This window comes from Chitinispirillales bacterium ANBcel5 (genome assembly GCA_029688955.1).
GTDB lineage: Bacteria > Fibrobacterota > Chitinivibrionia > Chitinivibrionales > Chitinispirillaceae > Cellulosispirillum > Cellulosispirillum alkaliphilum.
The window spans coordinates 24,346-38,474 of the sequence record JARUKZ010000016.1; the positions used below are offsets into that span (position 1 = coordinate 24,346).

A 14,129-nucleotide genomic window follows, 5' to 3' on the forward strand; every position below is an offset into this window, starting at 1 on the left:
GTGAGCATCATTAGCTATTTATTCCCTGTACTATGGTCAGTAACAAATGTCCTCCTTAGCCTATTTCACTATCACCACATTGCTCCCTGATCTTCCAAACGTTTCGGGTGCATACATCTCCTCTGCTTTAGCCGGTGGAACGATAAACTCTCCCGGAGTGGTTGCACGGGCATAGTAGGTGTATTCATAAACTCCCCCGTAGAGAAGGGAAGCAAATGCTTCCACGCGTTCGTCGCGCATGTTTTGATGCTCATACCAGGGCCTTGACCACCACCAGAATCGTTGACGTGTTGATTCCTCGGGCAGATCTGCGGTTACAGCCAGTGATGGGTTTAATGGTTCCAGGCCTGCAGGCAGGGGATCGATGAGTGCTACATGGTATCTGCGGCCCGGTGCAACCATCGTTACGGTTACTTTAACTCTGGTCCCAGCTTTAATTTCCCATGTACCATCACTACGGAGCGTTACATCCTCCTTGTTATCCATACCTTCATATTGTCTCTCTACATGAAAACCATGATCTGCGGGGTCGAGTCTTAAGCTCTTTGGTGCATAGTTCATTCCTACGCGGTAATACATCCTCCCAGCACCCTCTTTAAGCAGAGTAAGATTCTCTGAAGTATCCTGATCAGCCAAAAAGTGCATCGGTATAGTAATCTGATGGGTTTCTGCAGTGCGCCCTCTGAACGCATGATCACCTGCGTACTGAGACCCAAGCCAGGCACGTGCTACAAAATCAGGAGTTTGTGATTCGTAAGCAGCAAAATAGGAGTCAAGTGCAAGAAGTACAAAACCATTTTCCTGAGTATTGCCCCAGCGTCCGGCTTTTCGGTGTGCAAGTAAACCCCTGACTAATTTAACAATCAGATCAGATTGAGGACGGGCTTTAATTAAAGCCTCAAGAACTATTGCGTCGCTGCGGCGTGAGGAGTGAAATATAAGGTGATCCTGTTCGGAAAAGCGGGTTGTAAATTGTGCGGTACTTGCGGTTTCATGCACCCGGTTTTCAAGGTGTTGAATAATGGCGTTTACCTCAGATGATTGTGGTGAACCGGAGAGCGTGTACAGCAACCAGCCCAGTGCACCAATGCTCCACTCTTCAACGGGTGCCTCTTTCAGGAGGTTGCGTGCCCTCTTTTCATTATGATCACCATCAAGTGAACGAACATACAGAGAATATGCAATAACCGTTCTGCGGGTCTGTGGTGAATAATAGGAGGGAATATGACGTTCGATATTTGTAAGATAGGAATCAGCGAGTCGTTTCACCTGAGAAGGAATTTCATAACCTTTTTCAAGTGCCCGGTTAAGTGCATGAATTACGTGTAGTGAAGTAAAGGGGTGGCTTCTTTGATTAAGCCTCCAGAAACCAAAGCCACCATCTCTGTTCTGGCGGCTTGCCAGTGTTTCGATATCGGTTTTCAATTGTTTCTGTATCTCATCAGGAGATGGTATATCGGGTATGTTAAATGCCTCAAGAACATCCTGAAGGGCAACTATGGAGATTATACGTGAAGCAATCTGTTCGGAACCGGCGAATTTATAGGTATACAGATAGATAAACGCATCTGTTAGGGCCTGAAGCGCAGTTGAAGAGGTAGATACTGTAACTCCTCCAAACTGAGGCCAAATTTCCGCAGGATGTTTAACCGAGTAAGATACCGCTCCGCTATCGATTGTACCATAGGTCGCAAATGCTTCAGATTTGGCAGGTGTCCATACCGGCAATTCAAACGCTGATGCGTCCGAAAAGCCATCCTCTGTACTGGCCATAACCTGAAAACGTGCAGTGCCGGCAGCCACCGTTGATGCAGGGAAACGCACCTCTACACGGTCGTTTGAAGGAATCTGCACCTTATAGCCCTGGTTGTGTAAAGCAGCATTTTGTGCTCTGGTAACAACATCCACTGTAAGGTCATCATCGGTTTGGTTTTGCAGTACAACCGGGAGCTCAAAGTTATCACCAAAATTGAGAAACCGTGGAGCACTTGGACGAACCATCAGGGGAAGGCGCGCGGTCATATTGCTCTCTGCGACTCCGAATCTCCCCGAACCTTCAGAGGCAATAACCATAATACGATAACGGGTAAGATTATCAGGGAGTTTGACACTTGCATTGAGTGTACCGGAACTGTCGGTCTTGCCCGCAGGGGTAAACGCCGCGAGAGGATTAAAATCTGTGCGCATGGTAACAGGCGAAGAAGACTCCTCAGATGCGGGTTCCATTTCAGAGAGTTCCATAGCCATCATGCGTGGTGCACTGTCTAAAGATCGTGAGACTGCACCAAGAACACTGTTTTGGGAACTACGTGATCCTCCCTGTGGCTCTATGGCATCAAGCTCTGAATCATCCGTAAGAATAATATAGGGGCGGTTATGTGATTTTCTTACCATTGGTGGGCGGGTTCTGTAGAATACTTCAATGGGGTCTCGCATCTGATAGTTTGAGAGTGCAAGTATTGCTTCGTCGACAACCAGTACAGTAACTTCAGCATCTCTAACCGCGTCTCCACCGGCATCTTTAACCGTAACAGCCACATTGGTACTCTCTCCGGGGCTAAGACTTTCCTTCTCTGCTTCAGCTACCACGTTAAGCGTTCGCTGTGAAGGAGGAACCGGGAGATTTATGCTTCCATTTGCAAGTGCCGGCTGTTTGGGCACCGGTTCATTTACCTTACCAGTCCTATTTTCCCGAGGCGCAACACCCGAAATATGTACCTCAACATGAATATTAGGAGTATACCTCTCTTTGATGGGAATACTGATTACTTTTGATGTTTTATCGAGGGTGAATCTGCGCTGCTCTTCAAAACCGTGACGCTTTAACAAGACAACTCCTTCTGAAGGTGCAAAGGGTGTCTGAATAGTAAGTTTGGCGGTGTCACCTGCCGCGTAGGAGTCTTTATCAGGAAAGATCATTATATCCTGTGTCTCAACTCTTTTGGCTGGTCTGATCTGGGGATCTCTTACCCAGCGCCTGATCGCGGTATAGTTGTGTCTGTCATTGTTATCCGTTACTACTGCAGTTAGTTTCCAGGTTCCGCCATCTGATGGAGTAAATGTCCACTGTGATGCATCATCGGTTGAAATATCGCTGTGATCTACAGATTCTACAACCTCTTCTGTTCTCGTTCCACCACGAAAAACGGTGCGGATACGCTCAGCGCGAAAGTGTACCTCTACATTTTCTATGGCGTTACCGTCTACATCGGTTACGATCCAATCAACGGTTACTTCATCACCGGGAGCATATGAGTACTGATCTGTTTTCAGGCCCACATAGTAGCTTGCGGGGTGGATTAGAGTGCTTGTGGATGATGTCCACTGTTGACGATTCACATCGGTTACCGACCCTTCTACGGTTAGTGTAACGGGACGGGGTGGTTTTTTATCTCTAACGGTAATGTCAATGTTGTGTTCGCCAGAAAAATCTGTTACACCTTCGAAACGTTCTCTGGTCCCTGAACCGGATCGGGAAGGTAAAACATACCAACCCCAAAACCAGGGCAATTGCTCACCAAAAGAGTATTCATGACGATTAGGGGGGGTATAGTATGCATCGTCTGTTCTAACTGTCCAGTTAACGGGTGCACCGGAAAGTCCTCCGCCTGCATAGTAGGAACCTTTGACCGTCGCAGAAAGTGCTTTGTTCAGAAAATGAGGTCCTGGGTCTGTGGACGTTTGTACTTCAAATTCAGGTGCCCTGAATTCCTGAATCTCAAAAGTATGGCTATAGGCATGGTTGGCAGTTCTTAAATCGATACGGGCTGTGCCCAAATTGGGCGTGGAAGGGATATCGAAAGAAAAGTCAAATCCACCCATGGATGAAAGCCGCGCAGTGTCGCGCGCAATCTCATTTCTTCTTGAATCGAAAACCACATAGAGGAGCGGCTCTTCTGTATTTGGTAACTCAATATCAGCACCAACATCCTGAGATAGTGTCCTTAGCCGACCCTTTATATGCACCTCTTCACCGGGACGATACATACCTCTGTCATCAAAAACGTGAAACAGTGCCTGTCCAGAACGAACGTTACGAACAAGGTGCATAGGTAAAAATGCGCTGTCTGCTTCATTTACGGCAATGAGTTTTGGGCTGGATTGTTCACTGAGTTTTATTCCTGAGATCCCATCCTCGCCCGTTACTTCCTCTTTTGAACCTGCGATCACTTTAACATTTGCCAAAGGTGCACCAGCATCAAGTGATGTGGCCATTACCAGAAGGCTGGTTGGGTCGGTCCACGCATCAAGACCGATATTGGTTACCTGTAACCAGGAAATGGCATGAGGATTCCGGGCAAAAAATGACTTTCGTGATCCTTTCATCGGTTCAGTAGGGCTAACCCATACGATCAGGTGACCTTTGGTACCGGAAAGATAGCTGCTTAAATCAATCTCTGTTTCTATTATACTGTTAAGATCTCCTTTGATCGCCACGGTATCAGTGGTAACCATGGTTCCGGGTACGCTGTTTAACCAGGTATCATCAGATCGGTAATGGGGGATTCTGTTATAGGTAGAATAGTCCGAAGGGCTTACATGCCATACTTTGTAGGCAAGGTTTTTATAGTTAACAGTACTTACGCGAAATGATGGTTTCGATGAAGGGTCCACTACAGACATTCTGGAATTATTGGAAAAGAATCTCGGATGATCATTGCCTACTTTAATATCAAAACTGATCGCTTTGTTTAAGCTTTGACCAAATACATCTTTAATCTCGGGTGAAAACCGAACGGTATACTCTGTTGCAGGTGTTTTGCGGCCACTGATCCATATTCTGTTGCCACTACGATCGATAGTGAGCCCCTCGGTGGCAGGGGATATTTCAACCATCGATGTACAAAAGGAATCATACTCAATCTTGTTGTTCGCAACGAAAAACCAGTTTTGATCCGGATAGCAAACATCGCTGTTGCGATTGCATCTTTGATGAGAAATTGTGAGAGGGTCGTAGGTGCGAAATGAAAAAATTTGCTTTTCGGGGCTTTTGTTTGGCCCTTCAAGGGACTTAACACCCTTATCTATTGTAACTGTAATGTTATGGGCTGCAGGGAGTTCAGTGTTTGTGAATAGTAGAACCCAGTGATCATCTGCGGTTTGTTGTGCCAATTTTTTTATGTGTTCATGTTCTTCGGTAAGATCATTTAGAGTACCCCTGCGAAAAGGTAACTTTTTATCACCTGTGTTTACAGTTGTTAAACGGACGATTTGATCGGGATCAATCTTTTGATTGAAAGTCATAAAAATCGGAGTGTTGGTTGGGGTTCTGTTGCCGGATGGATAGTTACTTTTTAACTCAGGTGGTGGGGTAGAGAAGCTGAACGTTGTTTGCCCACCTATTGTTTTCCCCTCGATTGATTGGGCATTGTCGTGCACAACCAGAGTATAATCGGTCGCATTATTCAGTTTAACTCTCTCAGGTTCAAATATTAGGGTTCGGGTTCCCATCCAGCGCCATGAGCCCTGTGGTTGGGGGGTGAGAGTAACCGGGACATTTTCTGCGGCATCATCTTGTGATGTAACCTCCACCATGGGTCTGTTAAAAGTAATGCTTACATGGGGAGCTAAAGGAACATCACCCTCCGGAGCAACACGTAAAACTGAGAGTTGCACCGTGTCGTGGAGCTGATTAGATGTGGGAGGAGCAAGGTCTTCAGTGGAGGGAAACTCACTTTCTACTGTAGTACCGCTACGGGGTGCAGGTTGGGTACTCTCACGAAGGGAGAAAGCGGTTGTATCTAACTCTTCATCAATTTGCTCGAGTCGGTTCAGGTGATGACTAATCACCGATTCACCAAGTTTTTGTGTGGGTGCCAGTGGCGGGGACACATGTTTTTCATGCCCCTTACCCTCGCTGATCTCAATTATTGCGTCCTGAGTCTCATTTAGGATGGGACTGTTTTGAAATTTAAACTGGTGGCTTGAACTGCAAAAAACCAGAACTGTTACAGAAAGGATGAAATACCGGTACTTTGATAGTCGCTGCATTTGATTTTTTCCGCTGTTTGTCGGTGTGAGTGTGGAATTTTCCCTATTATACTATTAAATCTACATTAAGGGGTTGGTTTATTTAAAGTTCGGGGGCACTTAGATTCATAAATTTATTGAATTCATTGTTGCCTGTGCAAATGGTTATAAACTAAATCTGTAAAGTTTTTAAAACGCGCGTTAGTTTTTGTTCCGTAGAGAGTGTTTTTATAATTCAGTGTCGCCCGGCTTCCCTACGAAGTAGCTTCTGCTACGGAGGCTGCTCGACAAATAGTCAAGGTGGTTCTTAGAATTTTTTTTATGATTCAGTGTCGCCCGAGGCGAAGGTGGCCACCCCCCAGAGAAGTCTGGTGGCAAGTGATAGGTTCCTCACGGGGGCGCCAAGATAGTTGCTTGCCACGTGTAAGTGTGAATGGTTTGTTTTACCGGAGAGATGTTACCTTGTTTATCATGCACTGGCTATAGAGGCTGAAAAATTGGGCCACATTACTATAGTCTCAAGAGTAGGGTGGGGTTGAGCAAGAGGGAATGCGTTTTTATGGTCCCGTAGGGACTGCATATTTATAGCTCAAACATACAGAGATAGATAGCCTTGTCTCGTAGGGACAAAATATTTCTTTTGACACCAAAGCTGGAATGTTGGAATGTTGGAATGTGGGAATGTATGTGGTATGTGTGATGTGGTATGTGGTATGTGGTATGTGTGATGTGTGATGTGTGATGTGTGATGTGTGATGTGTGATGTGTGATGTGTGATGTGGTATGTGTGATGTGGTATGTGTGATGTGTGATGTGGTATGTGTGATGTGTGATGTGTGATGTGTGATGTGTGATGTGGTATGTGTGATGTGGTATGTGTGATGTGGTATGTGGTATGTGTGATGTGTGATGTGTGATGTGTGATGTGGTATGTGTGATGTGTGATGTGTGATGTGTGATGTGGTATGTGTGATGTGTGATGTGGTATGTGTGATGTGTGATGTGTGATGTGGTATGTGTGATGTGTGATGTGGTATGTGTGATGTGTGATGTGTGATGTGTGATGTGTGATGTGTGATGTGTGATGTGTGATGTGTGATGTGTGATGTGTGATGTGTGATGTGTGTGGTGGTATGTGTGTGGTGGTATGTGTGTGGTAGGGACACCCCTTGTGGGTGTCCTCCTTCTACGGAAACCCACAAGGGGTGTCCCTACCATCATCCGGGGCAAATAACCACCCGTATGAAAACATTTGATTTCCCCAAAAAAAACATTGGGGGATATCGTTGGCCATGTTTCGTTAGGAATCGTGGTGATATTTATGTATTTCATACCTACAATAATAAAACATTTTGAATGCAAATATGCAGCAATATACTGTGGATATGCAATCAATAAAAAGAGATGATATAAGTGCCATTGGTGTTTTTGAGGAGATTATAGATGAATAACAGTAAACCATGCGAACTACTATTTCCATTCTCGATTGAGGTTGATTCGATGGAAAAACTGCTTTTGGTAAATTTTGAGAAAGACCCTGATTCGATTTATGTGGCATTTGAGCCACAGGTGTTTAACGATGCCACAAAAGGCTGTGGTCATATAGTCATCGGGTGGAGAACAGATAAAAAGGTTGATGTTTACCATCAGAAAACGCTCAATATTGATCCCTCAAACTACAACATTGCCGGTGCCGGATTAAACGAAATGATTCCGGTGGATATGGAAAAAGCATCTTATGAGGTGAATGATTTTGGTGTACAAGCCCATATAAATTCAAGGACAGAGAAGGAAGAATTGTTGAAATAGCAATCAATGAAAGTAACCCCAAAAAAAGAAAACCTTTTGGACTCTTAGCCCCTATGGGTGATGCGGCTATCAATCCAACATCGCTGCCTTTGGTTATTCTTTATGATTTCTATTTTGTTCGAAAAAAGCAAACTGAAGTTATAATTTCAATAAACGGCAGGTCTCATCAATTGGATGAGCTCCCAATACCTATAGATTGGCAAAAAATGACCTTTGCGCGGTACAGCCCTAAGCCATTGATTGCAACTTTAAACCCTGAGTATAATGGGCTGTTGAAACCATTAGAGATAGAAATGGGACAGAAAATATATGAAAAAGGCAATTGTAGCTACCAAATAGAATGGACCGACCAAATAGCATCCATAAAATCGATGTGCCTAAAAAGTGACAACCATATACTTACCATGAGTTTTACACCTTCTTTTCCATGTTTGAATACAACCATGGTAAACACCCGATATAAAGGATTTTTCGAAGTCTGCGGACATGAGTCGGCAGGGAATATTTCTGGAGAATACACTGTCCATTCAGATAAGAAAAATATTCACATAAGAGCGGTACCATCGAAAGGGTGGAAGCCCAAAGTAACCAAATTTTCCACATGGTTTTTATTCAATGTTGTGAACGTTTTTAAGAAATGGCCTACTACCTATCGATGGGATGGGCAATTGCAAAAGAACGCTGAAGGGTCATGGTATATGCAGTCAAAGTGGATTCGTACAGGACAGATATTGAAAAACTAAAATCCACTTTCTGTAAAATTTCCGTGTCATAAAGTTTGCAACTACTCAATAGTAATTGCAACACTGTGTACCTCTGATCAGGGGAAAATAATGGATAAATGTATATCGGTAATTATCCCCACCTACAACGAAAGAAACTATATCAATAAATGTATACACAGTGTTTTGTCACAAAAGAGTGCAGATACAGAGTGGGAGATTATTGTTAGCGATGGTGGAAGCACAGATGCAACGTTAGATGTGCTCTGTTCATGCGTACATAAACTTTGCGCAGCGCGGGGCAGAGCCCGACAGCTTAATGCCGGTGCGGTTGAAGCAAAGGGAGAGATCCTTTTCTTCCTTCATGCCCACAACTTACTACCACAGGGAGCCTTTGATGCAATCAGCAGCACCATCTATGGTGAAGGGTATGATGGTGGTGGTTTTTCGAATCGTTTTTCACAGGAAAACAAACGGATAAAACGTGCCGGACGAATTATCAATATGGAATTAAAGGATATCGATCGGGATCATAAGAACATTTCCTTTTGCGGTGATAACGGAATATTTGTCAAAAGAGGTGTGTTTAATACCCTTGAAGGGTTTCGTGATATGCCGATTATGGAAGATGTTGACTTTTCACTACGGTTAGGCAGAAGTTTTCGGTGCAAAAGAATCACAGAACCGTTAATTATCACTTCCTCCAGAAGGTTACTTCAGCACGGCATATGGCGAACACAGTTAGAGTGGTTTTTGCTCATGAAGCTTTACCGTTTTGGCGTGTCGCCACATCTACTGCAAAAAATCTACCGACGGTATCAACTACAGAAGTGATTGGGTGCTTAGCAAAACTAAAACAGATATTTAAACAACCAGTACAGCAGGCTTTAACAGATAACTGTTAGTAATCAGGGCCTGCTGTAACTGGCTTGCACATAGGGATAGACAGCATAGATCCGGCAATCATAAAGAAAAAGGAAGTACTGTAAATCAATTGTTTGCAAAACGTTTACCACAACTTTAAAACTATGTAACACTCATTTTTGCTGCAAGATACCAACCCACTACCGCTCCATACAAGAAGGTGTGAGCAACAAAGCCCTGCCAAAACTGACTTGCCTCCTGAGGGAACCACATCCATCCCAATGCAGGAGCGATGAGATAGAAATTTATCACCCACATCAGTAGTCCAAGTGCGCTTGCAGTGAGAATCACCGCAGATTTGGTTGAATGAAAAGGCCTAACCGCAGCAATAATCAAGGCGAATATGGCGCCCGCTATAATAGAATACACCATATGGACGACTACACCGGCAAATGCCGCTACCGGCAGTGAAAAATCCGGGGAAAGGGCCTCTTGTCCCAGAACTGTGCCTGCGATCATTCGTAAAGGAGAAAAAAAACTGCCCCATTAGTATAAGGGCCACTATCATTTCAAATAAAGCGAACGTTATACCTCCTATAAGCCCTGCAACCAGGCCACTTTTAGCCCAGGAACGATAATCAACACCATATGCTTCTTTTCCCCTGACACCGGCGTTTTGAGCCATTTCCATAGTTAACCACCTGTTAGATTTCACTTGAAGACAATTTTTCCTATCCCCCTGATTCAAAGTTGGGATAGAGCGACATTCCGCCATCAAAATAGAGAGTTGCTCCGTTTATGTAATCTGAGCTGTCTGATGCCAGCCAAAGCGCACATTTGGCCACATCATCCGGCTCACCAATCCGTTTGTAGGGGATTAGTTTTAACAGCTTTTGGGCACCCTCTTCCGTTGACCAGGTTTGAGCATTTATTGACGTTTTTATCGCACCGGGTGCAATGATATTAGTTCTGATTTTGTACCTTGCCACCTCCTGGGCAATGCTTTTAAAGAGCATGGATATTGCGCCCTTTGATGCGGCATAATTAACATGTCCGGCCCAGGGTATTAAATCGTGAACAGAGCTGATACTTATGAGTTTTCCAGCCGAACATGATATTCCCTCTCTGATCCCCTGAGTTTTAAACAGACGCACTGCTTCACGGGCACAAAGAAAGTGTCCTTTAAGGTTGACTCCGATCACGGTATCAAATTGCTCAACTGTCATCTCCTCAAATGCGTTGTCCCTTTGAATCCCTGCATTGCACACCACTATATCAACAGCACCAAATCGCTGGGCAGCAGCATTAAACATTGCCAAAACATCCTCTTCCTTTGAAACATCCGCGCGGTAAATAAATGCCCTTGAACCACTTTAACCCATTAACTCTGCAACCTCTGAAGCGCCTTGTTCATTGCGTGAATAATTTATACATACATCTGCGCCTGCTTTGCCAAACAGTATGGCTATTGCTCTGCCTATACCGGAACTCGCTCCGGTAACAACGGCTTTTTGACCTTTTAAAATTAGGAAGTGATGGGCTATCCCCTAAGGTGTTTTCTTTATTAAGATTGTTATCCATTGAAATGATCTCTCCTGAATAAAAACCGTATCTCTTCACTACCTGTATTAACACTTAGTTAACGCAATGGATATGCCGGTATGTTTATTGCAGAAAATTCTTTATTATAACGATTTAAAATCCCACAAGAATAAGTACGGTACTCCAAAAACCATAGGATGTCACTATGCACTTTAAAAACAAACGGGTCCTGATTACCGGCGGAACCTCGGGAATAGGAAAAGCGTTTGCCCGGGTACTATCGCAAAAAGGTGCAGCAGTGGCGGTCTGTGCCAGGCGCCAAGAGGCGCTTAAAAAGCTTCAATCAGTTATCCCCGGGATAGTAACTATCTCTGTCGATTTATCGAAGAAAAAAGAGATTGCATGCCTTAAAAAGATTCTCCAAAAAGAGATGGGCGGAATCGACATACTGATCAATAATGCCGGGAAAATGGCTCAGTTTGATGTTTCTGATGGATTTCCCAACAGGTATGAAAACGAAATCGCACTTAATCTAAACGCGCCTGTAGAACTTTGCAGACTCTTTTTACCTCAACTGCTAAAGCGCGATCGGACGGCGATTATAAATGTGACCTCCGGTTATGCCCTGTGGCCAAATAAAACTTCACCACTGTATTGTGCTACCAAATCAGCGCTTCACTTTTTCACCAAATCGATACGATGGCAGCTTGAAAACAGCACTGTAAAAGTAATTGAAGTATTGCCACCGCTGGTTAAAACTCCTTCTGCTGCAAAAAAAGGGGGAATGGATCCACTTGTGTTTGCCAAAAAGGTGATTTCGCAAATAGAAGATGGCAAAACAGAGATAAAGATTGCAGAAGTTAAAGCACTTTCGATCTTTATGCGCCTAACCCCTTTTGTAATAGATCGTGTGTTAAGGAAGATGTAAATCATTTTTCGGTACCAAAATTAATGTAAGCGGATAGTACAAACATGAACACTCATCTTTTTAAGATTCCCGATGCATCGGTTTTGCCCCTAAAGCTTGTGGCCTGGCGCGGGCAATCGATGCTTGTTGCTCAGGCCGATGGTGAGATCAGGGGTGGTGGGATATGCGGGTACTATTTCAGAGGTTCACGCTATCTGTCTAATTTAACATTCGCTATAAACGATCATAAACTTAGATTCTGTTCTTGTGCAAAAACTGGTTTCAACAGTATGGAATTTTTCTATATTTATCCGCCGGTCGAAAAGGCAGACACTGGTGGCAGCGGGTCGGGCATGATAGAGAAGACTGAAGGTATATCTCATCGGGGACTTGATATACGACTCCTTTACTATGTTAAACCATCGGGGCTCTCGGTGGAGTTTAAGATTACCAATCGCTGGGATACGCAGGTTAATTTCTCTTTTCATACCATGATCAACGCGGACTTTTTACCTATGGATCAGGCTTACAGTAATGGATCAAAAGATGCCCAAACGGCATCCTATTCCAGGTCAGAAAGGGGAGTACGCTTTACTCATAACGATCCGGATTTTCCTTTGCGTATGGATTTTTTACTACCCGAATGCTCATCGTGGATTATAGATAAACACAAATTAAGCAGAAGTGTTTTTCTACTTCAGGGAGAAACGGTTACCATCAGGATGAATGTCCAATCGTTTGATCCAGCGTTCTTTTTAAGTCCTGTGCAGTGGAAACAACGGGAAGCACGGATGGTAAGCTGGGGTGAATCTCTTACCAGGTTAAGTTCAGATCCTTACTCCCGGTATCCGGTGATAGTAAACGGATTAATAGATTATCTATGTAGTGCTGCGTTGCTTGAAGGAGAGAGTGATCAGTGGCTTACACCTGCTGCAGGCTATCCCTACTATCCCTTTCTTTTTGGCAGAGATGCTCTTACGAGCAGTTGGATGATGGCGATGTTTGATGAGGGGCAGAGTATTAGTAATACACTTAGCAGGCTTGGGCAGTTTCAGGGTAAAAAGGTGGACCATTTCAGGGATGAACATCCCGGAAGAATTATTCAGCAGGCGCGAAATGACCTGCCATCCAGAAAGGGAGATAATCCGTTCGATCGTTACTATGGCGATTACGCGTCACCGTTTATGTTTATCATCGCTCTGGCTCATCTGTACGCCTGGAATGGAAATCTTTTCTATGTTAAAAAGCACTGGGACAGATGCAGAAAAATTTTGGACTGGGCAGAAATGTATGCTGACATGGATGGAGACGGGTTTGCTGAATACTTAACCTCCTCACCGTTGGGGCCAAGGCATCAGGGCTGGAAAGACAGCCAGAATGCTGTTGTGGATGAATCGGGCCACCTGGTAGATCCTCCTGTTGCTACCTGTGAAGTTCAGGGGTACTATTATGTTGCACTACAGGCTGCATCACTGTTTGCAATGCTTAACAAATCATTTAGAGATTCTCTTGATTACGCACGGAGAGCCAGAAGGCTTAAACGTCAGTTTAACAAAGCCTTTTGGGTACCAGATGGTGGTTACATAGCCTTTGGGCTCGATTCAAAAAAGAGACAGATTCGATCCATGACCTCCAACATGGGACACTGTCTTGCTTCGGGTATAATAGATTCCTGCTATATAAAAAAAGTCGTTTCTGCACTGTTTTCATCAGATATGTATAGCGGTTGGGGTATAAGGACTCTTTCAGCTTCTAATCCTTCCTACAATCCGCTTAGTTATCATCTGGGAAGTGTATGGCCGGTTGAAAATGCCACCATCGCCTTAGGGCTTCGCCGGTATGGCTTTGATGAGGAAGCTTTAGAGTTGGTGGGAGCAAACTATGAGTTGGCAAAAATGTGGCGTGAAGGGCATATACCTGAATGTATCGGTGGTTACGATCGTCAAAGCGTCTCGCATCCGGGGGCTTTTCCCCGTGCTAATCAACTTCAGACATGGAACGCTGCTGCCTTTGGGCTCTTTACTCATGTTTTGCTCGGGTTACAACCACTTGCACCTCTTAAAACGCTCTTTATAGATCCTATACTGCCTCCATGGCTTCCAACCCTTACGGTAGAAAACCTTCATATCGCAGGTGCTACCATCAGTTTAAAATGTACACGCAAAAAGACAGGTAGGACCTTCACCAAAATTTTAAAAAAAACGGGAGAGATTCGGGTACTGTTTCAATCTCCTGTTAATTCGTTAAACACAACCCTTGCAAAACGGACGCTATCGCTTATTCATGGCAGATTTTCCGGTCATTCATAAACTTTT

The 14,129-nt window shown here is 44.2% G+C and carries 8 protein-coding genes and 1 pseudogene; 5 read left to right on the forward strand and 4 right to left on the reverse strand.

Annotated elements, in window-relative coordinates:
- Positions 1–60 precede the first annotated feature (60 nt).
- On the reverse strand, positions 61–5,991 hold the full coding sequence (locus tag QA601_10145) for an alpha-2-macroglobulin family protein (protein MDG5815441.1): 5,931 nt from the start codon (positions 5,989–5,991) through the stop codon (positions 61–63).
- Positions 5,992–7,413: 1,422 nt separating this feature from the next.
- Here QA601_10145 and QA601_10150 point away from each other — a divergent pair.
- The 3 genes from QA601_10150 to QA601_10160 all read left to right on the forward strand — a co-directional run bounded on the left by QA601_10150 (position 7,414) and on the right by QA601_10160 (position 9,335).
- Positions 7,414–7,779 carry a hypothetical protein gene (locus tag QA601_10150; GenBank protein MDG5815442.1) on the forward strand — a complete coding sequence of 122 codons (366 nt, stop codon included), beginning with the start codon at positions 7,414–7,416 and terminating at the stop codon, positions 7,777–7,779.
- Positions 7,780–7,832: 53 nt separating this feature from the next.
- Entirely contained in the window at positions 7,833–8,522 is a 690-nt protein-coding gene (locus tag QA601_10155) for a hypothetical protein (GenBank protein ID MDG5815443.1), read from the forward strand.
- A gap of 90 nt (positions 8,523–8,612) precedes the next feature.
- On the forward strand, positions 8,613–9,335 hold the full coding sequence (locus tag QA601_10160) for a TIGR04283 family arsenosugar biosynthesis glycosyltransferase (protein ID MDG5815444.1): 723 nt from the start codon (positions 8,613–8,615) through the stop codon (positions 9,333–9,335).
- A gap of 192 nt (positions 9,336–9,527) precedes the next feature.
- Here the strand turns inward: QA601_10160 and QA601_10165 are convergent, their stop codons facing one another.
- The 3 genes and pseudogenes from QA601_10165 to QA601_10175 all read right to left on the reverse strand — a co-directional run bounded on the left by QA601_10165 (position 9,528) and on the right by QA601_10175 (position 10,891).
- A complete protein-coding gene (locus QA601_10165; protein ID MDG5815445.1) occupies positions 9,528–9,761 on the reverse strand; it encodes a hypothetical protein in 234 nt (77 codons plus the stop codon).
- Positions 9,742–10,056, reverse strand: a complete 315-nt coding sequence (locus QA601_10170; GenBank protein ID MDG5815446.1) for a hypothetical protein — start codon at positions 10,054–10,056, stop codon at positions 9,742–9,744. The genes QA601_10165 and QA601_10170 overlap by 20 nt, the downstream gene beginning before the upstream one ends.
- 40 nt (positions 10,057–10,096) lie before the next feature.
- Positions 10,097–10,891: pseudogene (locus QA601_10175) on the reverse strand (glucose 1-dehydrogenase).
- Positions 10,892–11,112: 221 nt separating this feature from the next.
- On the opposite strand from QA601_10175, the gene QA601_10180 reads away from it, so the two are divergent.
- Both QA601_10180 and QA601_10185 read left to right on the forward strand, forming a co-directional pair.
- Positions 11,113–11,835 carry an SDR family NAD(P)-dependent oxidoreductase gene (locus tag QA601_10180; protein ID MDG5815447.1) on the forward strand — a complete coding sequence of 241 codons (723 nt, stop codon included), beginning with the start codon at positions 11,113–11,115 and terminating at the stop codon, positions 11,833–11,835.
- Positions 11,836–11,879: 44 nt separating this feature from the next.
- The gene (locus QA601_10185; GenBank protein ID MDG5815448.1) at positions 11,880–14,123 is read left to right on the forward strand and encodes a glycogen debranching N-terminal domain-containing protein; all 2,244 of its coding nucleotides are present in this window, start codon (positions 11,880–11,882) and stop codon (positions 14,121–14,123) included.
- Positions 14,124–14,129: the final 6 nt, after the last annotated feature.

Excerpts from the sequence above, each read along its gene's own strand:
- QA601_10145 (MDG5815441.1), bottom strand. The coding sequence starts at position 5,991 with ATGCAGCGACTATCAAAGTACCGGTATTTCATCCTTTCTGTAACAGTT.
- QA601_10150 (MDG5815442.1), top strand. The coding sequence starts at position 7,414 with ATGAATAACAGTAAACCATGCGAACTACTATTTCCATTCTCGATTGAG.
- QA601_10155 (MDG5815443.1), top strand. The coding sequence starts at position 7,833 with ATGGGTGATGCGGCTATCAATCCAACATCGCTGCCTTTGGTTATTCTT.
- QA601_10160 (MDG5815444.1), top strand. The coding sequence starts at position 8,613 with ATGGATAAATGTATATCGGTAATTATCCCCACCTACAACGAAAGAAAC.
- QA601_10170 (MDG5815446.1), bottom strand. The coding sequence starts at position 10,056 with ATGGAAATGGCTCAAAACGCCGGTGTCAGGGGAAAAGAAGCATATGGT.
- QA601_10180 (MDG5815447.1), top strand. The coding sequence starts at position 11,113 with ATGCACTTTAAAAACAAACGGGTCCTGATTACCGGCGGAACCTCGGGA.
- QA601_10185 (MDG5815448.1), top strand. The coding sequence starts at position 11,880 with ATGAACACTCATCTTTTTAAGATTCCCGATGCATCGGTTTTGCCCCTA.